The sequence below is a fragment of the Clostridium sp. NSJ-145 genome, from assembly GCF_021044725.1.
Classification (GTDB): Bacteria; Bacillota; Clostridia; order Clostridiales; family Clostridiaceae; genus Clostridium; species Clostridium disporicum_B.
The window spans coordinates 40,617-64,092 of sequence record NZ_JAJNOS010000015.1; the positions used below are offsets into that span (position 1 = coordinate 40,617).

At 27.5% G+C, this 23,476-nt stretch carries 28 protein-coding genes; 23 read left to right on the forward strand and 5 right to left on the reverse strand.

Annotated elements, in window-relative coordinates; genetic code table 11:
- Nucleotides 1–27 precede the first annotated feature (27 nt).
- From LQE93_RS13290 to LQE93_RS13300, 3 genes are all read right to left on the reverse strand, one after another.
- Entirely contained in the window at nucleotides 28–459 is a 432-nt protein-coding gene (locus LQE93_RS13290; protein ID WP_055266749.1) for a DMT family transporter, read from the reverse strand.
- Nucleotides 460–539: 80 nt separating this feature from the next.
- Nucleotides 540–998 (reverse strand): dUTP diphosphatase, encoded by a 459-nt coding sequence (locus tag LQE93_RS13295; protein WP_055266747.1) that lies wholly within the window; start codon nucleotides 996–998, stop codon nucleotides 540–542.
- Between the two features lie 148 nt (nucleotides 999–1,146).
- The gene (locus tag LQE93_RS13300) at nucleotides 1,147–1,680 is read right to left on the reverse strand and encodes a hypothetical protein (RefSeq protein WP_055266745.1); all 534 of its coding nucleotides are present in this window, start codon (nucleotides 1,678–1,680) and stop codon (nucleotides 1,147–1,149) included.
- A 282-nt stretch (nucleotides 1,681–1,962) separates the two neighbouring features.
- Between LQE93_RS13300 and LQE93_RS13305 the strand changes: the two genes are divergently transcribed.
- The 21 genes from LQE93_RS13305 (at nucleotide 1,963) to LQE93_RS13405 (ending at nucleotide 18,265) form a co-directional block, all read left to right on the forward strand.
- A complete protein-coding gene (locus tag LQE93_RS13305) occupies nucleotides 1,963–3,222 on the forward strand; it encodes a UDP-N-acetylglucosamine 1-carboxyvinyltransferase (protein ID WP_055266743.1) in 1,260 nt (419 codons plus the stop codon).
- A 14-nt stretch (nucleotides 3,223–3,236) separates the two neighbouring features.
- Entirely contained in the window at nucleotides 3,237–4,028 is a 792-nt protein-coding gene (locus LQE93_RS13310; protein ID WP_231073981.1) for an MBL fold metallo-hydrolase, read from the forward strand.
- A 9-nt stretch (nucleotides 4,029–4,037) separates the two neighbouring features.
- On the forward strand, nucleotides 4,038–4,193 hold the full coding sequence (locus LQE93_RS13315; protein WP_070205693.1) for a CxxH/CxxC protein: 156 nt from the start codon (nucleotides 4,038–4,040) through the stop codon (nucleotides 4,191–4,193).
- 85 nt (nucleotides 4,194–4,278) lie between these two features.
- Nucleotides 4,279–4,776 (forward strand): SEC-C metal-binding domain-containing protein, encoded by a 498-nt coding sequence (locus LQE93_RS13320; RefSeq protein WP_055266739.1) that lies wholly within the window; start codon nucleotides 4,279–4,281, stop codon nucleotides 4,774–4,776.
- 73 nt (nucleotides 4,777–4,849) lie between these two features.
- Entirely contained in the window at nucleotides 4,850–5,491 is a 642-nt protein-coding gene (locus tag LQE93_RS13325; protein ID WP_055266737.1) for a lactate utilization protein, read from the forward strand.
- A 94-nt stretch (nucleotides 5,492–5,585) separates the two neighbouring features.
- The gene (locus tag LQE93_RS13330) at nucleotides 5,586–6,062 is read left to right on the forward strand and encodes an Hsp20 family protein (protein ID WP_055266735.1); all 477 of its coding nucleotides are present in this window, start codon (nucleotides 5,586–5,588) and stop codon (nucleotides 6,060–6,062) included.
- A 31-nt stretch (nucleotides 6,063–6,093) separates the two neighbouring features.
- The gene (rlmH, locus tag LQE93_RS13335; protein WP_055266733.1) at nucleotides 6,094–6,573 is read left to right on the forward strand and encodes a 23S rRNA (pseudouridine(1915)-N(3))-methyltransferase RlmH; all 480 of its coding nucleotides are present in this window, start codon (nucleotides 6,094–6,096) and stop codon (nucleotides 6,571–6,573) included.
- 514 nt (nucleotides 6,574–7,087) lie between these two features.
- Nucleotides 7,088–8,314 carry a tetracycline efflux MFS transporter TetA(P) gene (gene tetA(P) / locus LQE93_RS13340; protein ID WP_004455690.1) on the forward strand — a complete coding sequence of 409 codons (1,227 nt, stop codon included), beginning with the start codon at nucleotides 7,088–7,090 and terminating at the stop codon, nucleotides 8,312–8,314.
- Between the two features lie 229 nt (nucleotides 8,315–8,543).
- Nucleotides 8,544–8,873, forward strand: a complete 330-nt coding sequence (locus LQE93_RS13345) for a hypothetical protein (RefSeq protein WP_004455704.1) — start codon at nucleotides 8,544–8,546, stop codon at nucleotides 8,871–8,873.
- Nucleotides 8,874–8,890: 17 nt separating this feature from the next.
- Entirely contained in the window at nucleotides 8,891–9,193 is a 303-nt protein-coding gene (locus LQE93_RS13350; RefSeq protein ID WP_004455733.1) for a hypothetical protein, read from the forward strand.
- A 57-nt stretch (nucleotides 9,194–9,250) separates the two neighbouring features.
- Nucleotides 9,251–9,556 carry a DUF960 family protein gene (locus tag LQE93_RS13355; RefSeq protein WP_231073983.1) on the forward strand — a complete coding sequence of 102 codons (306 nt, stop codon included), beginning with the start codon at nucleotides 9,251–9,253 and terminating at the stop codon, nucleotides 9,554–9,556.
- A gap of 11 nt (nucleotides 9,557–9,567) precedes the next feature.
- Nucleotides 9,568–9,924 (forward strand): hypothetical protein, encoded by a 357-nt coding sequence (locus LQE93_RS13360; RefSeq protein WP_055227691.1) that lies wholly within the window; start codon nucleotides 9,568–9,570, stop codon nucleotides 9,922–9,924.
- A gap of 676 nt (nucleotides 9,925–10,600) precedes the next feature.
- On the forward strand, nucleotides 10,601–10,864 hold the full coding sequence (locus LQE93_RS13365; protein ID WP_004455721.1) for a Mor transcription activator family protein: 264 nt from the start codon (nucleotides 10,601–10,603) through the stop codon (nucleotides 10,862–10,864).
- 95 nt (nucleotides 10,865–10,959) lie between these two features.
- Complete coding sequence (locus LQE93_RS13370) at nucleotides 10,960–11,262, forward strand: hypothetical protein (RefSeq protein WP_004455678.1); 303 nt, start codon at nucleotides 10,960–10,962, stop codon at nucleotides 11,260–11,262.
- Between the two features lie 24 nt (nucleotides 11,263–11,286).
- Entirely contained in the window at nucleotides 11,287–12,147 is an 861-nt protein-coding gene (locus LQE93_RS13375; RefSeq protein WP_004455726.1) for a hypothetical protein, read from the forward strand.
- 396 nt (nucleotides 12,148–12,543) lie between these two features.
- Nucleotides 12,544–13,935, forward strand: coding sequence for a DNA primase family protein (locus LQE93_RS13380; protein WP_231073985.1), 1,392 nt, complete (start codon nucleotides 12,544–12,546; stop codon nucleotides 13,933–13,935).
- A gap of 259 nt (nucleotides 13,936–14,194) precedes the next feature.
- The gene (locus LQE93_RS13385; RefSeq protein ID WP_004455707.1) at nucleotides 14,195–14,710 is read left to right on the forward strand and encodes a hypothetical protein; all 516 of its coding nucleotides are present in this window, start codon (nucleotides 14,195–14,197) and stop codon (nucleotides 14,708–14,710) included.
- A 187-nt stretch (nucleotides 14,711–14,897) separates the two neighbouring features.
- On the forward strand, nucleotides 14,898–15,041 hold the full coding sequence (locus LQE93_RS13390; RefSeq protein WP_004455699.1) for a hypothetical protein: 144 nt from the start codon (nucleotides 14,898–14,900) through the stop codon (nucleotides 15,039–15,041).
- A 51-nt stretch (nucleotides 15,042–15,092) separates the two neighbouring features.
- On the forward strand, nucleotides 15,093–15,575 hold the full coding sequence (locus LQE93_RS13395; RefSeq protein ID WP_004455709.1) for a hypothetical protein: 483 nt from the start codon (nucleotides 15,093–15,095) through the stop codon (nucleotides 15,573–15,575).
- Between the two features lie 141 nt (nucleotides 15,576–15,716).
- Nucleotides 15,717–17,414, forward strand: coding sequence for a recombinase family protein (locus tag LQE93_RS13400; protein WP_004455693.1), 1,698 nt, complete (start codon nucleotides 15,717–15,719; stop codon nucleotides 17,412–17,414).
- A 71-nt stretch (nucleotides 17,415–17,485) separates the two neighbouring features.
- Nucleotides 17,486–18,265 (forward strand): hypothetical protein, encoded by a 780-nt coding sequence (locus LQE93_RS13405; protein WP_004455718.1) that lies wholly within the window; start codon nucleotides 17,486–17,488, stop codon nucleotides 18,263–18,265.
- Between the two features lie 242 nt (nucleotides 18,266–18,507).
- On the opposite strand, the gene LQE93_RS13410 is transcribed toward LQE93_RS13405, so the two are convergent.
- Nucleotides 18,508–19,830, reverse strand: coding sequence for an FAD-dependent oxidoreductase (locus LQE93_RS13410; protein WP_231073986.1), 1,323 nt, complete (start codon nucleotides 19,828–19,830; stop codon nucleotides 18,508–18,510).
- Nucleotides 19,831–20,077: 247 nt separating this feature from the next.
- Here LQE93_RS13410 and LQE93_RS13415 point away from each other — a divergent pair, with 247 nt between their 5' ends.
- Nucleotides 20,078–20,419: a zinc ribbon domain-containing protein YjdM gene (locus LQE93_RS13415; RefSeq protein WP_055266729.1), complete on the forward strand. Its 342-nt coding sequence runs from the start codon at nucleotides 20,078–20,080 to the stop codon at nucleotides 20,417–20,419.
- 824 nt (nucleotides 20,420–21,243) lie between these two features.
- Nucleotides 21,244–21,549 (forward strand): hypothetical protein, encoded by a 306-nt coding sequence (locus LQE93_RS13420; protein ID WP_055266727.1) that lies wholly within the window; start codon nucleotides 21,244–21,246, stop codon nucleotides 21,547–21,549.
- A gap of 31 nt (nucleotides 21,550–21,580) precedes the next feature.
- Here the strand turns inward: LQE93_RS13420 and LQE93_RS13425 are convergent, their stop codons facing one another.
- The gene (locus LQE93_RS13425; protein ID WP_231073987.1) at nucleotides 21,581–23,209 is read right to left on the reverse strand and encodes a DEAD/DEAH box helicase; all 1,629 of its coding nucleotides are present in this window, start codon (nucleotides 23,207–23,209) and stop codon (nucleotides 21,581–21,583) included.
- Nucleotides 23,210–23,476 lie beyond the last annotated feature (267 nt).

The following is a 23,476-nucleotide window of genomic DNA, read 5'->3' on the forward strand; positions in this document are numbered from 1 at the left end:
AAAGTGCGAAGCACACTTCGCACTTTTTTAATGCTTCCATTTAAAGATTACAATACCTGCAATCATAACGATTACTCCTATTATTTGGCTTATTCCAAAACTACTTCTTTCTGAGCCAAATAAACCAAAGTAATCTATAAGTCCAGCTGAAGCTAATTGAGCAACTAAAATAGTTCCAATTCCAAGGGTAGTTCCTAATGAACCAATACTAACCATAACAGTATAAGTAATTACTACGCCTATAAATCCCCCTAATAGATAGAGTTTATTGACTTCTTTTATAGCACCAAAATCACCTTTTCTGAAAAAGCATAAAATTATTAATGCTAATGCTAAGCCTGTTGCTTGAACTATTGTAGTAGTTTCCCATGAACCTATTTTTTCATTTAGCCTAGTATTAAATACGCCTTGAATAGTCATTGATATGCCTGAAATAATAGCACATATAAATCCAATCATTAATAATCACCTCAAGTATATTATGTGAAATTAATGGATTAATTATATAAAAAAAAGAAACTCTTTTGAGTTTCTTAATATTAATCTCCATAAATAAAAGAATTTATTATATCTTTTTCAGAATATCCAAGAGTTACTCCAAGACTTAAAGTATCTTCCAATAAAGTTAAAAAGTGATCAGAAGATGTTGATACTATTAAATCATTTATATCTATATATAAATTTAAGAATTGGTCACTTAAACAATAATCATTTGGTTTAAGTTGTACCTCATAATCTGATATATATTCTCTATATAATCCTAAGCTAATTATATGAGCAAGAAAATCAACATATTTTTTAAATATAATGTCTTTATTTAAGCTTGAAGAAACATTTTCTAAGTAAGTATAGCATTTAGTTTCTTCAGCAATTGAGCCTAATTTAACATGAAGCTCAAGATGCTTTCTAACCCACAGCTTATATTCAGGAAGCTCATGGTTTATTAAAAGTTGCTTATTTTTTTCAAGTTGTGATTCAACTATAGATGAAATATTCATAAATAACCTCCTAATTAGGATTAATATAATATATTTTACAGAAAGAATTTACTCTTGAAAAGGTTGGTAAACGAATACAAAAAAATAAATTTTTATAAAAAAAGCACTGACTATAAAAAATAGTCAATGCTAAAAATCTAATAGAAAATTAAAAATCTTTTAAAGGATATGTTTGAATTAAAGTTTCTCTCCTAGTATTAGATATTTTCCATAATTCTAGTCTATTTACTTTTAAAGTTGAAAGGTTAAATCTTGAATCTAATGGAGCGATAACTCTTTTATTGTCTTTGTTATTATAACTTATATTAGCTAAAGTAAGCTGTAAATTTTTATCAGATTCAATTCCTTTAACATTAAATCCATGTAATTGAAGGTTATCAGATAATAATCTATTTAATCTTTTAATATATCCAACATCTTCGATTTCTAAATTTAATGTTTTACTAGAATCACAAATGCTAACTTTTGAAGAAACCTCTACTTTAAAATTTTTATAAGGCTTAACTATTTTATCAACAACTGTATTAAGCTTATCTATATTTGGATTTTCTAAAATTTCTAATGGAATATATGGAATTGGAGAGTTTCTGTTAGCTCTATATTTTTTTGATAAATTTCTTTGTATAGGGCTTAAGTTTTTGTATGATTCATCATCGAATAATGCAACTAGATAATATTTCATATTATAACCTCACAAGTAAATTTTTGTATATACTTTCTAAAAATTATATCATATTAGTATATAGGTTTTCAAACAATATATTCACTAATATAATATATACGGTGAAAATAAAGGATTTTTGGCAGAAAAAAACCTATTAACTACTTATTAGTTTATGATATAATAAATGAGGTTAACTTAAAAGAGGAATAGTTAAAAAATTACCTCTTGAGATATATTTTGGATAATTTTATGAAAAATAGGATAGATTAATGTATATAAAAATAGATAAGGGTGAATAGGATGGAAACTTTAATTATAAATGGAGGCAATGCCTTAAGAGGGTCTGTTGAAATTAATGGTGCTAAAAATGCAGCAGTTGCCATTTTACCAGCGGCAGTTTTAGCAAGTAATCAAAAGTGTATTATTGATAATATACCGGACATAGAAGATGTTCATTGTTTAGAAAGAATATTACAAAGTCTTGGATGTGTTGTAAACAAAATTAATAATAATACTTTAGAAATAGATGCTACTGATATAACAACTGTAAATGCATGTACAGAAGATGTAAGAAGAATGAGAGCATCTTATTATTTTATAGGCTCTTTATTAGCTAGATTTAAAAAAGCTAGGGTTGAACTTCCAGGTGGATGTCCTATAGGGGTTAGACCAATAGATCAACATATAAAAGGATTTGAGGCATTAGGAGCTAAAGTAACTATAGAACATGGGGCAGTTTCAGTAGAAGCTGATGAATTACATGGTGCAAATATTTTCTTTGATGTTGTTTCAGTAGGAGCTACTATAAATGTAATGATAGCAGCTACTATGGCAGAAGGAACAACTATATTAGAAAATGTAGCAAAAGAACCTCATGTAGTAGATGTAGCTAATTTCTTAAATAAAATGGGTGCTGATATAAAAGGTGCTGGAACAGATGTTATAAGAATTAAGGGTGTTAAATCTATAAATGGATGTAATTATAGTGTAATTCCAGACCAAATAGAAGCAGGAACATTTATGATAGCTGCAGCAGCAACAAAAGGTGATGTAACTATAACTAATGTTATTCCAAAGCACTTAGAATCAATTTCTGCAAAGCTTATGGAAGTTGGAGCTATAGTTGAAGAGGGTGATGACAGTATTAGAGTTACTGTTGATAAACCTTTAAAGGGAGTAAATGTAAAGACAGCTCCATATCCAGGGTTCCCAACAGATGTACAACAGCCAATGGCAGCTCTATTAAGCATAACTGAAGGAAGAAGCTTAGTAGTAGAAAGTATATGGGAAAATAGACATAAGCATACTGATGAATTAAAGAAGATGGGTGCTGTAATCAAGGTTGAAGGAAGAACAGCTATAATAGATGGTGTTGAATCTTTAGCAGGAAGCAGAGTTAGAGCTACAGATTTAAGAGCTGGAGCTGCAATGGTAATAGCAGGATTAATAGCTAATGGAGAAACTGAAATAATAGATATAGAACACATAGATAGAGGATATCCTCATATTGAAAATAAATTTAGAGCTTTAGGAGCTGACATAAGAAGAGAAGATAGATAATTGGGGGAAAACAAATGATATTTTGCTCATTATATAGTGGAAGTAGTGGAAACAGTATTTTTGTAGGATCTGAAAAAGCTAAAATATTAATAGATGCTGGGTTACCAGGGAAAAAGATAGATGAAGCTTTAAAGAGTATTGGGCAAAAGGCGGAAGAACTTGATGGAATATTCATAACACATGAGCATAGCGATCATATTAAAGGTGTAGGTATTTTATCAAGAAAATATGATATACCTATATATGCCCCGCGAAGTACATGGCAGGCTATGGAAAAAAGCATTGGAAAGATAAAAGAGCATAATATAAAGGTTATGGATAAAAGATCCGTAGTATCAATAAATGATTTAGATATTAAATCATTTAATATACCTCATGATGCAGCAGCTCCAGTTGGATATACAGTGAACCTAGGTAATAAACAAGCTAGTGTTGCAACTGATTTTGGAATATTTACTAAAGAAATTTGGGATAATATTAAGGATTCAGAAGTTATGCTTTTAGAAAGTAATCATGATGTAAGTATGGTTGAGTATGGTCCATATCCATATAACTTAAAAAGAAGAATTTTAAGTGAGATAGGCCATTTATCCAATGAAGATTGTGGAAAAGCAATAGTTAATATATTAAAAGCTGGATTAGGAAAGAAAATAATATTAGGACATTTAAGTAATACTAATAATCATCCAGATTTAGCATACCAAACTGTTGTTGATGTATTGACGAATAGTGGAGTTAATATCGGATCAGATGTTATTCTAAGCATGGCTAATAGAAATAATCCAAGTGAAATAGTAAAGCTGTAGGTGAAAATTATGATAAAGTATGTATGTGAAGAACATATAGATGATATTATGGATGACTTAATTAACGAATATGAAACATTCCCTATTATGGAAGAATGTGAAGACAAGCAATGTGAGTATTGTAAGAATAGAAGTAAGTATTTAGTTAAAATAACAGATGCTTAAGTATTGAAAAAGATAGTAAATATTTAGTATAATTATGTAATAAGATAACATGTAATATAACATCGTAAGAAGAGGAGAAATTACAATGAGTTTATATAAGCAATGGACAGATATGGTTGTAGAGTACGTTAAGACAAAAGGTGAAAATGCTTTCTGGGCAGAGTACACTAAGATTGAAAGCAGAATCTATAAGGATTTATTAGCAAAACATACTGAAGTTCAAACAATAACAATTGCTGAGTTTGCTAAGAAATATGATACAACAGAAGAGTTTATCATGGGATTCGTTGATGGAATAAATGAAAGCTTAAAGACTGTATATGACTTAGAAAATTTAACTGCTAATGATGAAATAGCTTTAGATATCGATTTAGAAAAATTATACTTCAATATGTTAGAAGCTAAGGCTGAATACTTATATAACTTACCACAATGGGATGCTATATTCTCAGAAGAAAAGAGAAAAGAAATTCAAAAAGCATACAGAGAATCAACTATGGTTAGAAATGAAAACAAAGTTGGTAGAAACGATGCATGTCCATGTGGAAGCGGAAAGAAATATAAGAAATGTTGTGGAAAATAATATAGTTTACAAAAGAGCTTTGAATATCAAGGCTCTTTTTTTATAAGTTGTATTAAATAAAAGGAGAGAGTTTATGGATAGTAATGTTAAATGGGTAAATGAAGAGAAAATATTAAGAACTATTAATTCATTAGAAAAGAATAATATGAATGGGTATATTGTAAACAGCAAAGAAGAGTTGATAGATATGATAATAAGCCTAACTAATGAAGGGGATAAGGTGAGTTGTGGAGGATCTATGTCACTAGTGGAGACAGGCGTTATGGATCATTTAAGAAGTGGAAGATATGACTTTTTAGATAGAGCAAAAGAAGGCTTATCAGCAATGGATATAGATAGAATATATAGAGAAAGCTTTTTTGCAGATGCGTATTTTTCAAGTACGAATGCAATTACTGAAGATGGAGAGTTGTATAATGTAGATGGAAATGGTAATAGAGTTGCAGCTCTTTTATTTGGGCCAAAGAAGGTTATAATAGTTGCAGGGGTAAATAAGATAGTTAAGAACTTAGATGAGGCTATAAAAAGGAATAGAGAAATCGCAGCACCAGCAAATGCAAAGAGATTAAATAAAAGCACTCCATGTACTAAGGTTGGATACTGTATGGATTGTAAGAGTGCAGAAAAAATATGCAGAGAATATACTCTTATAAAAAGTCAAAAAGATAAAAATAGAATACACGTAATCTTTTTAAATGATAGTATAGGATATTAATATTTAAAGTTAATTAATACGTATGTTTTTGTATCAATATATGGTCAAATTAAATAAAGTATATTAAGTTATAATTATTATGATGGAGGATACTATGTTTGATGTATTTTCATACGTATTTTCTAATGTATTTGACTCTGTAATAAACAATAGTCAATTAATAGATAATATAGTAGATAGTGTGCTAAATAGTGATATTGTAAATGATATGGTTAATACTCTAGAGAATATGGTAAACTTAAATATAGATTGTAAAGAGTATAAAAGAAAATATTTGATAGAAGCAGATTTACCAGGGGTTTCAAAAAAAGATATAGATATAGATTATACCAATAATTATATATCTATAAATATAAAGAGAAATCAAGTATTCTCTAATGGTAAAAATGTTGCTATAGCTGTAATACAAGGTGGAAATGATATATCAAAAGATTTTTATGTGGAAAATATAGACCCATATAATATTAAGGCCGTTTTTAAAGATGGAAAGTTAAAAGTATATATACCAAAGAAGGATAGGTTAAAAGAAATAAGTCCTATAGTAGAAGTTAGTGATTATACTTGTGAATGATATTTAGTATTTAACATAGGAGGAAAGATAGATGAACATAACTGTAATTTCAGTAGGAAAGTTAAAAGAAAAATATTTAAAGTTAGCAATAGACGAATATGCAAAAAGGCTAGGGAGATACTGCAAACTAGATATAATAGAATTACCGGATGAAAAAACTCCAGATAATGCATCGGAAAAAGAGGAGTTAATTATAAAAGATAAAGAAGGACAACTAATATTATCTAAGATTAAAGATAATATGTTTGTTATAGCTATGGACTTAAATGCTAAACAGATGACCTCAGAAGAGTTCTCAAAGTTTATTGAGACTCAAGGGGTTATGGGTAACTCTAACATAACTTTTGTTATAGGAGGCAGTCTAGGGTTATCACAAGATGTTATTAAGAGAGCAAATTATAAAATATGTTTTTCTAAGATGACATTCCCACATCAATTATTTAGAGTAATGTTATTAGAGCAAATATATAGAGCTTTTAGAATAATGAAGAATGAACCGTACCATAAATAAATGAGGTTTTGGATAGAATTGGATATATAAATGGACGATAGGTGTGCTTTAATTTTTGCAATGAAACTTACAAAAATCTAAAGTTTGAATTTTTGTTGGGTATTTTAATTTTATTTATAGATTCTTCATTTTTCACTACTTGAGAAAATTAGAATTTGTTTTTCAGAATCTGTAGCATTGAAAAAATTTTTAAAATTATATATACTATAATTATACTAAAATATAAGCATAAAAAATATAAATGTAAAGGTGTTGTAAATATGCGCAAAGAGGTAATTTTTAATTAAATTAACTGAATAAGGATTATTTTTAAAAGTATATGAAAAATCTTGAATAACTCAAGGTTTATTTGTGGTAGAATCAATTATTGATAATATTGATATTACCATGTTTATTTGTGTACTCTTACAGCTTTTTTTGTTTAAGGAGATTATTTTGATGATTTATATATTTAAATATGAAGATTATGAAAAACAAACAAATTTTTTAAGAAATACTAGGATGGTGATGATTAATGGTTAATAAACTTTCAGCATATAAAACTTATTTATTATTTTCAGCTATTACAGCAATGTGTTTTTCGTTAGTAGCTACAGTTATGATAGTGTATCACATTGAAATAGTTCATTTAAATCCACTTCAGCTTATACTTGTTGGAACTACTTTGGAATTAGCATGCTTTATATTTGAAATTCCTACAGGTATAGTTGCAGATGTGTATAGTCGTAAACTATCTATTGTTATTGGGGGAGTTTTAACAGGAGTGGGATTTATTTTAGAAGGTTCTATTTCTAGTTTTGTTTTCGTACTTGTAGCACAGATTGTATGGGGATTAGGGTCTACTTTTATCAGTGGCTCGCTTGAAGCTTGGATTGCGGAAGAAGAGAAGAATAAAGATTTAGATGAAATTTATATAAAGGGAGCACAAGCAGGGCAGATAGGAGCATTTATTGGAATAGTACTAAGCACTGTAATAGCTAATTTCTCTGTAAGGCTTCCTATTATAGTTAGTGGAGTTTTATTTATAATTCTTGCATTATTTTTATGGTTATATATGCCAGAAAATAATTTTAAACCATCTGCTCCTGGGGATTTAAATACATTCAAAAAGATGGTATATACATTTAAATCTGGTCTTAAATTTGTAAAAAGTAAATCTATAATTATGATTTTACTTGCAGTAACTTTATTTTATGGATTATCAAGTGAAGGTTATGATAGACTTTCTAATGCGCATTTTTTACAAGATACTACACTTCCTAAACTTGGAAACCTTAGTTCAGTGACTTGGTTTGGAATTTTTGGAATTTTAGGAATGATATTGAGCTTCATAGTAATGCATTTTATGGCAAAGAATCTTAAGAATGAGGATAATAGGAAAAATGGAAAACTATTATTATGCATAAATATACTTTATATATCGTCTATGTTGATATTTGCTCTTACAAGAAACTTTAGTTTAATGTTAATAGCTTATTTGGCAACAAATACCTTTAGAATTATAAATGAACCTATATTCAGTGCGTGGTTAAATGGGCATATAGATGATAATTCTAGAGCTACTGTGCTTTCTATAAATGGACAAATGAATTCCTTAGGTCAAATTTTAGGTGGACCGATTATAGGAATCATAGCTACAAATATTTCAGTAAGTATTGGTATAGTATGTACTTCATTATTAGTAGCACCAGTATTAGTGTTATATATTATTTCTATGATAATGGATAAAAAAATATCATGAATATAAGGGATTAAAAATGAAGATAATTTGATTGAACAATACAAGAAGGTTCGTAAATTTTTTGTAGAAATCTTCAAAAACACTTTTAAATTACAATATTAGAATTAGGTTAATTACTGTATTAAAAGATAAATTAAATATATATTATTAACTTAGAAAAACAAACTTTTACTTGTATTTATGTATACAAGTAAAAGTTTTTTACTTTCTTAGAAGGGAGAAATTTATAATGAAAAAGGTTTATTTAAAAAATCAATTAAAAGGATATCCTATAGAAGTAATCAGTAATGTTTTAGACGTCATTAATGTATTAGGTGAAAATTATGGAGCTAATAGAGATATAGAGAAAGATTTAGGAGGATATATAGTTATAGCAGAAAATATCGTTGTTATCGAAATGTTAAAGAAAGATAAGTTACAAGGTTTAATACCAGAATATACTGATATTATTGAATGTAAGGAAGGAGTTAATTGGACTTCTTCCTTATTTTTGCTTTCAAGTGATTATGCAATTGTAGTAGTAACAACAGAAGAACTTTCTAAGTTCCTATTAGAATAAATGGAGGTTAATTTAATGTGAGTAAGAATATAAAAGAGGATAAGATAATCAAGGAAACTAAGTATTGTAAGATAATAAATCAAGGAAAAGTTGGAGATGATGAATATACATATACAATAGAAAAGATATATATCAAGGAACTAAAAAGGAATGAAATAAGATTCTGTGTATATAAATCTACTAGAAGAGGTGATGAGACTTATATTCCAAGAAGTCTTGATGTAACTGAATTAGAGTTAATGGAGTTAATAAAGAAGTCCATTAAAGAGAAAGTATTTTCAGATGAATTCATAGAAATGTTGAAGCAAGAATTAAAATAGCTACTTAATTACAAGAAAAGTAATTAGGTAGCTTTAATTATTTTTAGGAGGATTAAGATGTTTAAGAAAGAGAGCAGATATATAACAAGAGGAGCTAATGAAAAGTTAGATTTAAGATTACAACTTATACTTTGGAGTATGATTGATAAATTGAATGAAGAAATTAAGGAATTAGACTACTTACAAGTTTTCAAGATAAGAAAATGTGAAGAAGGAATTGTTATTGAACATAGTCAAGAAGTTCCAGAGTATAAAGAAAAGTATGTTATAGATTTAGAAAATATAGAGGTTAATGGAAACATAAAAGTTTTCGTAATAGATGATAATGAATACTCAACTATGATGTTAGCAGAAGAATATTAGGAGGTAATAAGATGAAAGAACTAAGTAAAGAAAAGTCTTTTGAGTATAGTTCTAAGGAACTACTTGGAGTAATGCGTTTTGATTTCTATGATGGAGGGCTTGCTAATCAATGGAATCCTAGAGATTTAATAATTGAATTAAATGATAAAAAGGAAATAGATTTAAAGAAGCTACAACAAGAACTTAACTACATTCAATTTGATTTAATAAAGAGTTTTGATACTGTAGTAAGGTTCTGTAATGGTAGAGGATATGATAATGAAACATTAGTCTACATAGATTTAGAAGTTGCTAAGTATGTAATCAAATTAGTTCCTGTAAGAGATAGTTACTCATATATTTATACATATTTAAAGGAGGTGAAATAGATGGATATTATAACTGTAATAAAAGTAGTTGGTACTATATTAACAGTTGTTGCTACTTCAATAGAAGCAGTAAATAATAAGTAAAAATATAAGATAAGTTAAAAAAGCTATATGATGATAGAGAGAAATTGAGCAAAAAGCAACAAAAACATATCAGAAAACAGAGATTTTTTAGATAGTGAAGAAAAGTAGCCATTAGATTAAAAAAGCTCAAAAAAGAGCTAAATAAGTTGCTTTTAAATTGAATAAGTAGATAATAGAAAAGTTTTAGGTCACTAATTTTACTTAAAAATAAAAAAATGAAAAAGATAAAACATATAAATAATGGAACTTGGAAAGAGGGAACTCGGAACTCTAAAGGAGTGACGGGGGGATAGGGGGGCTAAAGCCTTAATAAAAAAATAAATAAAAATAAAAAAATATAATCAGAATAGAGAGAAAAAAAGAATAAAAAATAAATAATAAATATATACAATTAATAATAATTAAATTATATATAATACCAATAAATAAAATTAAAAGAGTTAATGTTTCTATATTTTAGGAGCATTAACTTTTTTTATATTAAATTTAAAATTAATTTTCAGTAAGTTTTTAATGATTTTTTCAATGAATTATTCGCATGAATAATCATTTTAAAGTAGCTATTATTTTTTATGGGAGGTGAAGTTAATATATGGATATTCAAAAAGAGCATTTTAATGGAGTGTATTCTACTATTTTTGAACATATGGGTGAAAAAGTTACAAGAGAAATACATAGTGTATTTGGAGGTCAACAATTTAATTTTCCTAAGAAATTATACTCTAAAGAATATGTAATTAAATATTTACAAGAGAATTACAATGGTAAAAATGTAAGAAAATTAGCTAAAGAATTAGATTATTCAGAGAGATGGGTTCAATCAATAATAAATAGAAATAATATTAAATTTAGATAAAAATATTTAAAGATTGATAAATTTCGACAAAAAATAAAATTAAAATATAGTAATATTGTATTAAATGAAATTGCTGGAATGAGGGAGGTAGTTTAATGAATGTTTTTGATGCTGGAGGATTAACAGCGTTAATTGCACTTATATTTACATTAATATTAGGAACAGGGTTTTTTATTCTAATTAATAATATTTTTGAGATATGGTATTTAGGATTTGGAGCAATGGTTGGTGAGTGGCTTCTATGTTGTGCTGTAGGTGCTTTCATAGTTAATTGGATGAGTGGATTAATTGGAGGAATATTTACAGTATTATGGATTTTGATAAAACTAGCTATAGTTATAGCAGTTTTATTTCTAATAGGTTCTTTTATTTATTCTAAAATTAAAGGGGAGAAATAATTTAATAAAGGGGGAGATAAGTATATGAATAAGAAAAATAAGTCTATAATAATAGGATTAGTTGTTCTTATACTGTTATTTATAGTAGGAATTATAGGTAAAAGAATCAATGAAGAAAATGCAGTAATAAAGAAAGCCGAAGTAGCTATTAATAATGGTGATTATGATAATGCAAGGGATATATTATATACTGTTGTTGATGGAAATAATAAAAAAATAGATAAATTATGGAATGTGGTTGTTAGTTACCAAAAGGCTCAAAGTTCAGGAGTAGATTCTGGATTGAAATATCTTAATGAAATTGATAGCAGTTATAAAAAATATGATAGATTAAAAGATGATGTAGAAAATCTAAAAAAAGAATTGTTAAATGTTAAAAAAATAAGAAAAGAATTTTTAGTAAAAATAGAAGAGGTTAAAAGCTTAATTGAAAAAGGAGAATATGAACAAGCAGAAGAATTAAGTAAAGAAACATCAGAATGGCAATATATAGAACAAGCAGATATAAATACTATGTATGACTTACACGTAAAAGCTAGTGAATTGTTATCTAATCAAAGAAAAGATAATTATGCTAAAGAAGAGGCTGAAAGAAAAGAAAAAGAAGCTTTAGAAAAAGAGAAACAAAATAAGTTGAAGATTGAAACAGACGAGAATAACTTTTCAAAAACAGTAGCACAAGAAATGTTAGATAAAATGAATGCTGATAATGGAAATACACGTAATTTCTATGAGCTATCATCAGATTTAAATATAGATGAAACTGGTAAAAAGTATTTTGATGTTGTAGCTAAAGATAAGGATTGGATAAAGTTTGATGATAATACAATATTAGCGAAATATAGATTGTATTCTAATGGAGAGTTAGTAGAAATACAACAATAAAAAAAAAAGAGGGTTGAACCTCTTTTTTTTTTACAAAAATGAGAAATATCAAGTAAAACTGCGAAATTAAAAGTTGGAAGAGAATTTCCAATAGTATATTTAAGGATTATTTTAAATAATAAATACAAAAAAGTAATAAATTAGGAGGTTTTTAAGCGAGGAAGTCTAGGAGGAAAAAAGATAAAAAATTTTAAGCCTAGACTTCCTAGACAGGATAAAAATTTAAAAAAAGTAAATTAAAGTTAAAAAATAAAATTCATAATTTATTGGAAATAGCTGAAAATGGCTTGAAATAGCCAAAAATGATTTTGGCGTTTTTGGTTTGTTTAGTGTATCATAACAAACGTAGAAGCGATTCATTACCTTACTTAATAAAAATAAGTGAGGAGAAAATGTATGTTAGAAGATGAAAAAATCATAGAGTGTGAAGAAATGGGAATAGAGTTTTCAAAGAAAACTGGAAAGGTAAAATCCTTCAATCCTAATAAATTTGCCACTTTTACAGCTAAAAAATTACAAATTATCTATAATAAAGATTCATTTTATGTATATAACGATGGTATATGGAATAAGATTTCTGATATGTACTTATTTCAGAAATTAAGAGGTAAGCTACAAACTTATTCGGATAATATATGGTCTTTGAAAAATGAAAAGGAATACATAGGAGCTTTAAAAAGAATAGTATTTTTTGAAGAGGAACTTAACTCTAACAAAAGATATATAAATCTTAGAAATGGTATGTTTGATTTAAACACATATAGCTTAATGGAACATAGACCTGAGTTCTACAGTAGTATTAGAATACCTGTTGATTACAATGAAGAAGCTGAATGTCCTAATTTCATTAGATTTCTTAATCAATGTTTTAATGGTGATGAAGAAGCTATAAATCTTGCACAAGAGTGGGTTGGATACATTTTAACAGCAGAAACAAGAGCACAAAAAGCACTAATCTTGTACGGCTTAGGAAAAAATGGTAAAGGTGTTTTCATTGATATCATTAGTGAACTTATTGGTCAAGAAAATATTTCAAGTATACCAATGAATGAACTTAGTAGACCATTTTCTAGAGTATGTATATATGGAAAGTTAGCTAACATTAGCAACGAGAATGAGTTTAATGGGGCTTCTCTTAATACTCAATATTTTAAGGCTATAGTTGGTGAAGACATAATAACTGCTGAACAGAAAAATAAACCTGTAATTCAGTTTAAGCCTACTGCTAGAATGGTATTTTCAACAAATAATCTACCTCATACAAATGATGGAGGTTATGCTTTTATGAGAAGATTATGTATGCTTCATTTCAAAAATGTAGTTAAAGAAGAAGATAGAGATTTCTATTTAAGAGAAAAACTAAAAGAAGAACTTAATGGAATATTTAATTGGGCTTTAGTAGGTCTAAGGAGATTAAAAGAAAATAATTTTAGATTTTCTGAATGTAACAGTTCCAATAAATTACTTAAACAGTATGAAATGGAACTTAATCCGATGATACTATTCTTTGAGCAATGCGTTGAAAAAGAACATAGTGACCATAGAGAAGATAATAGAATAATCTACAATACATACAAAAGCTGGGCTAGAGCTAATGGAATGGAAGGACAAGCTAAAATAAGTGTTCAAAAGTTCTGGAGGAAATTTGATGCTTATGCTAAGTCATTAGGATATGAATGTGAAAGTAAGAAATCAAATTCATTTAGATACCATACTGGAGTAAAAATAGTTGGATGTTTTAGGATTTCATTAGATGATTCTAGAATATTTGGACAACTAGGTGGCTAATTGGTGGCTAAGATAAAATGCTGAAATTTAGATGTACCAACAACTAGGGCTAAAGGACTAAGAAAATTCATGAAATATCAAAAAGAAGATGTTTCATGAATAATAAACTGAAAGAAGGTGGTAACATATGCGTCCATACGTCCTAGACTACATAAATCAATAGAATAGACTTGAGACTAAGAGACTGAGAAAAGGACTGAGTGAGTCCTAAAAGTGAGGTAATGAATAAATCAAGTAATAAGCAAAAGGAGATTAAAAAATGGCAGTAGTAAAAAGATGGTCAAAACCGAAGGTTAAATATGAAAATATGAGAGAAGAATATGAAAACAAAGAAACAATAGAAGAAACAGTAGAAGAAATTGAAGAAGTAACCCAAGAACAACAGTACAATTTAGAAAACTTTAAGGCTTCTAAGTCTAAACAGAAAAGTGTAATAAAAATCAATCAAGGAGTAGCTACTATAATAAATACTGAAAAAAGTGGTAAAAGGATTGTCTTTTCAAATAATGTCATGGAGGAGTTAGGTAATCCACCTAAAATACTAATTTCATGTTCAGATAATGCAATTGCTGTAGGAGAAAGATTACCAGACAATCAAAACTTTTTAAGTATAAAATACTCTAAAACAAAAGGGACTATATATTCTGCTGGTATAGTAAATGAGCTAACCGAAATGTATCAATTAGATTTTAGCAACAGAACTTCAATTACATTTTCAGAAGTTAATTATACTACATACGAAAATTATAAAGTAGCGATAATAACTATAGATTAAGTGGAAGGTAATAACATATGAATGAATTAACAATAGACGATATAGTTGAAGCAATAACAGAGATACTAAGCCTATACATAATAGCTTCAAAAATAGATGGGGTAGAAGAAAATTAGAAAATCTACTAATCATTGAACTTATATAGTTCGGTGCTTAGTGAAATTAAATGATTTAGGAGGAGTACATAATGGAGAGCAATAGAAAAATAGAAAAGATAAGATTAGAAGATTCAATAATTCAAATATGTGAGAATAGGACAAGCATAAAAGAACAAGAAGAAATAATGAATAGTGAATGGTTCATAAATTGGATTAAAGAAAATAATCAATAAAAAATAATCAATAAGTAAGCAGAAAATAGAAAAATAAAAGGAGAGATAAATATGGCAATCATAAAGAAAGATGGAGTAAGTGTAAAAATAGAAGAAGGATATAAGAAATGTAAAATAGTAAGCTGTGAATTTAATGACAAAAAGATTGTTAAGGGTAAAGTTTTTGAGCAAGGATATATAACTTTTGAAATAGAGAATGGAACATCAATAAAACAATACATGCTTATAGCCCCTTGGACTACATACTTATTTTATAAATTAATTAAAGCTATTAAAGGAAGTGATTTTAATGTATATGATGAGTATGAAAAATTTAATATGAATGAATTAATAGGTGCTGAAGTTGTAATAGAATTAAAAATTGAAATTAAAAATGGTGGAGAATATATGAATGTTACTAATGTTTATAATATCGAAGATGGTGAAATTATTATAGAACATGACAGAAAGTTAAAAGAAGAGAGATATTCAGAAATGGAGAAAAACAACATGATGAGCATGGAGTACATAAATAACAAGGTAGATTTGCTTTAATCAGAATAGAGCTTTAAAAATTAATAAAGATTTAGAAGTTATCCTATAGTGGGTAACTTCTAAATAATCTAATTCTTAAATGATATAAAAATAAAAGTTAAGTATATATTATAAATTTGATTAGAGATTAGGAGGAGTTCTATGGGATTTAAGAAATTGGTTAATGATATAAAAGTTGAGAAAAGAAGGAAATTAATTGCCATATATTGCCGGGTGAGTACTGAAGAACAATCTGAGAACGGTTACAGTATAGATGAACAAGAAAGATTACTAGAAGAATGGTGTAAGAAGATGGGATATGTAATCTATAAATGCTATTCTGATAGAGGAATAAGTGGAAAAAACATAAAAGATAGACCAGCATTAAAAGAACTTTTAAGTGATGCTAAAGCAGGAAAGTTCGATATGGTTATATCTTGGAAGATAAACCGTGTAAGTAGAAAGTTAGAAGATGTTTTAAAGATTGTAAATCTATTAGAGAAAAACAATATAACATTCAAATCTTATTCAGAACCTTTTGAAACAGATACACCAGCAGGAAGAATGCAATTTCAAATGATGGCTTTAATAGGAGAGTTTGAAAGGGGGACTATTGCACAGAATGTTAAGATGGGGATGATTGCAAAGGCAAAATCTGGAAATTGGTGCGGTGGACGAGTCTTAGGATATGACTTAGTACCTAATAATTCACCAGAAGAAGAAAAAAAGGGAAAAAATAAACTAAAAATAAATGAAAAAGAAGCTGAAATAGTAAGGTTTATTTTTAATGAATATAGCAAAGGAAAAGGATATAAAGCTATAACTAATCAAATAAATAAGTTAGGATATAAAACTAAGAAAGGAAATGATTTTTCAGTAGGAAGTATAAGAGATATACTAACTAATCCAGTATACATAGGAGAAATAAGATATAATGTAAGACAAAATTGGAGTGAAAAAAGAAGAAGAAATATAAATCCTAATCCAATAAGAGTTAAAGGAAAGCATGAAGCTATTATAGATAGAGAGCTATGGGATAAAGTTCAATTAATTTTAGAAAGCAAGAAAGGAAAGCCTTCAAGAATATATGATGGAGAATATCCATTAACAGGGATATTAAGATGTCCTAAGTGTGGAGCTGGCATGGTGATTTCTAGGACAACCAATACATTAGCAGATGGTAGTAAAAAGAGAATAGCTTATTACTGTTGTGGTAATTGGAAGAATAAAGGAACTTCAGTATGTAATAGTAATACAATAAGAGTAGATAAAGCTAATGAATATGTGTTTAAAAAGATTGAAGAATTAGTATCTAATGAAGCAATGATTAAAGCAGTTGTTAAAAATATTAATAAGGAAAGAAAAGATAAAGTTAAACCAGCTAAAAGATTGTTAGGTGACATAGATAAAGAGCTAGAAAAACTGGACAAAAGAAAACGAAAAATCTTTGAAGCATATGAGGATGACATTTTAACTAAAGAGGAGTTTCAAACTAGAAAGAATGAACTAAATGAGAAAATCAGAATTTTAGAAGAAGAAAAGAAGCCGTTACTAAACACAATTTCTGAGGAGGTAAGTGAAGAGATACCATATGAGTTCATTAAAGATATACTTATGAATTTCAGTAAGATATTAAATAGTAGTGTAAGTAGAGAGCAACAGAAAAAGTTACTACATATGATAATATCTGAAATAACGATGAATGAATCAAGAGAAATAGAATCAATAAAACTTAATATAAATGATAAGCTAGTTGAATATCTAGTAAAAGAAGGAGGAGTACCTATTAAAGGTATTCCTTCTTCTTTTATGTTAATAAATGTTGGATTGAAGGTATTGAATTTAGATGTTGTTATATAGATTATTATTCAATTAGCATTAATATAGTATAATTATATTAATACTAATTATTTTGAGGAGTGTATTGTAGAATGAAAGATGAGATGATTGAATTTTTGATAGAATCAGGTTCAGAGATAACTGGAGCAACTACTGGTGCAGTCATTGGCGGAGTTGTTGCTGGACCAGCAGGAGCTATGCTTGGGATAGCAGGAGGAAAAGCTGTAGAAAAAGTATTTTCAAAGCTAGGTTCAGAAATAAAGAATAGGGTATTATCAAAAAGAGAGAATAATAAAATAGGAGCAACAGCTACATATGCGTTAGAGAAAATAGATGAAAATATAAAAAGTGGTAAGAAGTTAAGAGATGATGGATTTTTTGAGAATGATGATACTAATAGGTCAACAGCTGATGAAATTGTAGAGGGTATAATGTTTTCAGCTCAAAGAGAACATGAAGAAAAAAAGCTAAAGTATTATGGTAATTTAGTAGCTAATATTGCATTTGATAAAACTATAAGTAGGGAACAAGCTAATCAATTAATTAATATATCAAAGAGGTTAACTTATAGACAAATAAAATTAATAAATTTATTTGCTATAAATCAGCAGTTACCAATTCAGATATTAAGAAAAGAAGACTATACGAATGGTGGAGTAAGTGGATGTACTTTGATATCTGTATTACAGGATACACTTGAATTGTATAATATTGGGCTAGTTGGTGGAAATGGTAGTGTTATTTTAGAAATGCCATATATAGCGCCAGCTGATATTAGAGTTCAAGGTATGGGAGCTATGTTATATAATTTAATGGAGTTATCAAAGATGCCGTATACAGAATTAGAAGATTTAATAGAGGTACTAAAATAGAAAAAAAACCTCACTTAATACTGATACGGAGAACCGTATCATAAGTAAAGCTACAATTCTTAGATTTGATCAGTAAATTATCTGATTCGCGTAATAATATTATCTAAAAAGATATTGAAACTGTAAGCGTATATTCTAAATGGCGGTAAGAGTAAAATTTTATATAAAGAAAATAATAAGAAATAAGCTTTAGAATGAGAGTATTCTGAAGCTTATTTCTATTATTAAAGAAGATAATTAAATTATCTTATACCTTGTTGAAAGTCAAAGGTATTAAAAGGATCATATTTTTTATTTATTCGTTGAAGATAGATAGAGTTATCTCCGTAATATTCATATAGATAATTATCAAGTGGATAATATGGAAAGTTTATATATGAGCCATCTGTTATATTATAAATAAATCTTGATTTTTCTTCTATCCACTTAGTATTTTCAGCTTTATATTCGTTATCTTCAAAGTCAGACTCGATAGCAATAATATAATTGCTATTTCTATAGTAAAAAGCTGTATCAGATTTATCTATTTTACTTACTTTACCTCCAAGGCCATATAGATTTAATAAAGTGGTTTGAGAGCCTTCAGGACGTTGTTCGTTTATTATATCAACTAATTTTGAAATCTCATCATAAGAGTATTCTCTAGATACGAATCTACTATATGAAATAAACCGTTCATATTGATTATAGAAAGATCCAATTATTTCAGTAGATTGAAGGAAAGAGACATTTTCATAAGTTAAATTGCAACCTTCTATATTCATAAAAGGTGATAAAATATCCATTAATTCATTAGGGGTTCCATAGAGTAGTCCGGTACAGTAAATATAATAACCATCGTAAGCTGAGTTTGCTATACTAGATTTCATATTTATTTTATCTGGAGCATTAGTTATCCAATGCTGCCATGTATCTAAGAATTTTATTTGATTATATTTATTAATATTTGAGTAATAAATATTAAAGGTAGTAACTAAATCAACTTTTGGAGGTAGATTGAATGTTAATGAAACAACTATACCAAAGTTTCCACCACCACAACCTTTTAAGGACCAGAATAAGTCTGAATTAGTATCTTTATTTGCAGTTATTAAAGAACCTTCATAATTAACTAATTTAGCTTCTACTAAACTATCACAGCAAAGTCCTAAATATCTACTCGAATATCCCCAACCACCACCAAGAGTTAATGCTGCTATGCCAACTGTTGGAGAGGAGGCACCAGGGAATGGATAACCGTTTGCTCCAAGAAAGTTATATAATTGGCCTAATAGAGCGCCACCTTCTGCAGTAACAGTATTATTTTCATAGTTAATATTAATTCTGTTTAAATTACTAATATCTATAATAAATAATCCATCATCAATAGAGAAACCTTCATAATTATTACCACCAGAACGAATTCTAAGCTTAAATCTATTTTTTCTTGCAAATAATACTGCTTTTTTTACATCATCAAATGTCTTGCAATATGCAATTGCAGTTGGATATTTATCTATAGATTTATTCCATTCTTGTCTAGCATCATCATAATAATTACTTGAAGGAGTAATTACTTCAATCATTTTAATCACCGCCCATAAATATTAAATTAGGTTATAATCTATATTATTTATTTAGGGCGTATAAGGTTAATAAATTATTTTAAAAATGCAAAAACTAGACTAAACGTTAAGGTTTGTCATTATTAATAGACTATGATATCATAAAGACCTACAATTAGTTCCTCATATTAATTTTATTAAATTAGTATTATTAGTTTATAAATGAGGAATAACAATAAATTTATTTACAAGTGGAGGAAAGTGAATTATGGATAATCTACCAAATTGCCCAAAATGTAATTCAGAATATACTTATGAAGACGGAAATCTATTTATTTGTCCAGAATGCGGACATGAGTGGAATACACATTCTGTAAGTGAAAATAATGAGGATGAGTTAGTTGTTAAAGATGCTAATGGAAATATCTTAAAAGATGGTGATTCTGTTACAATAATAAAAGACCTTAAAGTAAAAGGTGCCTCATCTGCTTTAAAAGCTGGTACAAAGGTTAAAAATATACGTTTAGTAGATGGAGACCACAATATAGACTGTAAAATTGATGGATTTGGAGCTATGAGCTTAAAATCTGAATTTGTTAAAAAGTTATAATTAATAAGACTAAGCTATTTGAACTATCTTGTTTATTTAAAACTAAGTAATTCAATTAACTTAGTCTTTTTTTTATAGATTTTATATAATATTTTAATTAAACATGATTTTATTAAAAGAAAAATATAATCTAACCTTATTAAAAATAATCATAAACATCTATTATAATTATATGTATTAAAAATATAATCATAGTGTGTTTAAAAATTATGATTTTTTACTTTATAAAAATATCGAAATAAGAAATATTATGGATAATAATGTAATAACCATAAATTTCATGTAAAAATATAATATAATTTGCTCCATCTGTTTTTATAATATATGCAAGCAAAATATGAAAGTTATAGAATTAATTACATTAAATTACATAACATATATTTACAAAGAAATAAATATAAAAAAATACTTCAATTTTCAGAAAAATAATTTTAAAACAAAAGTATAGATAGGTTGAATAATATAGAATCAAATGTATTATAAAATCATAAAAAAATAGTAAAATTATATAAAATATAGTTTTAAATGATTTATTTAATAAATAAAAAGTTGTTTTTATAGTAATATAATAAAAAATTATTAATTAAATATTTTGGGGTTAAATACAAATGAGAGAAGCGAAAAAATAAAAAATGAAATTATAATATTAATATATTTTAATATAATGAATATTCTGAATAATATTCTTGGAGATGATTTTATGCTTATATAAAAGTTTTTAAATTATCTTAAATAGGTTGTACTATTCTGAATAATATGTTGTAATAAATATAATTTATCAAAAAGGACAAAAATATAGTTAAGGATAAATTGGAGGAATTTTTATGGGAAAAATAACTAGCAAGAATAATGATTTATTAAGAGATGCAAAACAAAAAACGTCACCAAAAATATATAGTCTTTTATTAGATTTGGTTAATGATGGTAGAGAAGACCTAGCTGAAATGGTACTAAAAATAGATTATTTAATAGAATATGCAAATAAATCAATCAAAGCAAAAGATTTTGAAGAAGCAAAAGAAGCTATTCAGAAGGCTGAAGAAAGAACTAAGATGCTTAAAAGAGCTAAAGCAGATGTGGAACATTTAACTTACTTAATAGAAGGTGTAAACAAAAAGCTAAAGAAGTGATAAAACACTTCTTTAGCTTTAATTTATGTTATTATTTATTTTTTCTATCTCTGTTGAATCCTTTATTTTTACCGCCACTTTTGCCACCTTTTCCTTTTGAACCAGTAGCTACTTCAACGTTTATCTTTCTCTTATTAATCTTGTTTCCTGAACATTTAGTTAATACTTGTTGGTGGATTGCTTCATCAACATTTACAAATGTGAAGTTTTCCATTATATCAACATTTCTTATTTGAGAAGCTCCAACTTTAGCATTATCTTTTATGTAATTTATTAAATTCTTTATTGTTAATCCATCTCTCTTACCAGCTGAGAAGAATAATCTTACGTCTTGACTCTTAGGTGCAACTAAAGCATCTGTTGAATAGTCAAATGAAAGGTTAGTATCAAATTGACTCTTCATTAATGAAGCAATAACTTCAACTGCATCATATCTTTCATTTAATTCTTTAGCAACATCTACAAACTTATCATAATCTTTAGCATCAATTATTGAGCTAACTTCATTTATCATATTAGCAAACTTATTGTTGTATATTTCTTGAACTGTAGGTACAGATTTCTTTATGATATCACTCTTAGTTGTATTACGAATTTGTCTTAAGTATCCAAATTCTCTTGGAGTGATTATGCTGTAAGCAGTTCCTTCTCTACCAGCTCTACCAGTTCTACCTATTCTATGTACATAAGATTCGATATCTTGTGGTAATTCATAGTTAATTACGTGAGTTACACCTTCAACGTCTATACCTCTTGCAGCAACATCAGTAGCTACTAAGAATTTTAAAGCTCCATCTTTGAATTTCTTTAAAGTTTTCATTCTTTGAACTTGAGACATATCTCCGTGCATACCTTCAACCATGTAACCTCTGCTTTGCATAGCTGTTACTAAATCATCTACACCTTTTTTAGTTCTACAGAAGATGATTGATGATTGTGGCATATCAAAGTCTATAAGTCTGCAAAGAGCTTCAAATCTTTGATCTCCATGAACTTCGTAGAAGTATTGAGTTATTTTTGATGCAGTCATTTCTGTTTTAGCAATAGCTATATATTTAGCATCATCTTTTAAATATTTCTTAGTTAATTTTTTTATTGGTGCTGGCATTGTAGCTGAGAATAATAAAGTTTGTCTTTCTTCAGGAATACTCTTCATGATTTCTTCCATGTCATCAATGAATCCCATGTTTAACATTTCATCAGCTTCATCTAAAACAAAAACTTCTACTTTATCTAATGGTAAATTTCCTCTTCTAATATGGTCTAATACTCTACCAGGAGTTCCTACTACAATATTAGCTCTTTTTAAGTCTCTAGCTTGATGATGAATAGGTGCTCCACCGTATACAGCAACTATGTTAAGTTTTTCGTACTTTGTTAATTTAATTAACTCATCATGAACTTGTAGTGCTAATTCTCTTGTAGGTGCTAATATTATAGAAGCTATTGAATCTCTATTTTTTATGTTGTTTATTATCGCACAACCAAATGCAGCAGTTTTACCAGTTCCTGTTTGAGCTTGACCTATTATGTCAAAGCCTTGTAAAGTTACAGGAAGACTTTCTGCTTGGATTGGAGATGGTGATGTGAAGCCTAAATCATCTATAGCTCTTAATAAACCTTCTCTTAATCCTAAATCTTTAAATGTTAAATTTGTCATATAATACCTCTTTCTTATTTATGTTAATTACTATTTCTCTAGAGTTAAAAACCTATATATTTAAATCAATTTAAATTACGTTACTTTTTATCGACTTTACTAAGTATATAGTAAAATCTAAGTTTATGCATCAAGTATTTATTGTAAAATAAAAAAATAATATCAGAAATACCATAGAAAACGTTGTCATTTACATAAAAAGTAATTGAAGGTAAGAATATGAGTTTGACATTTAAAAATAAACATTTAAAATAATAAAGCGAGATA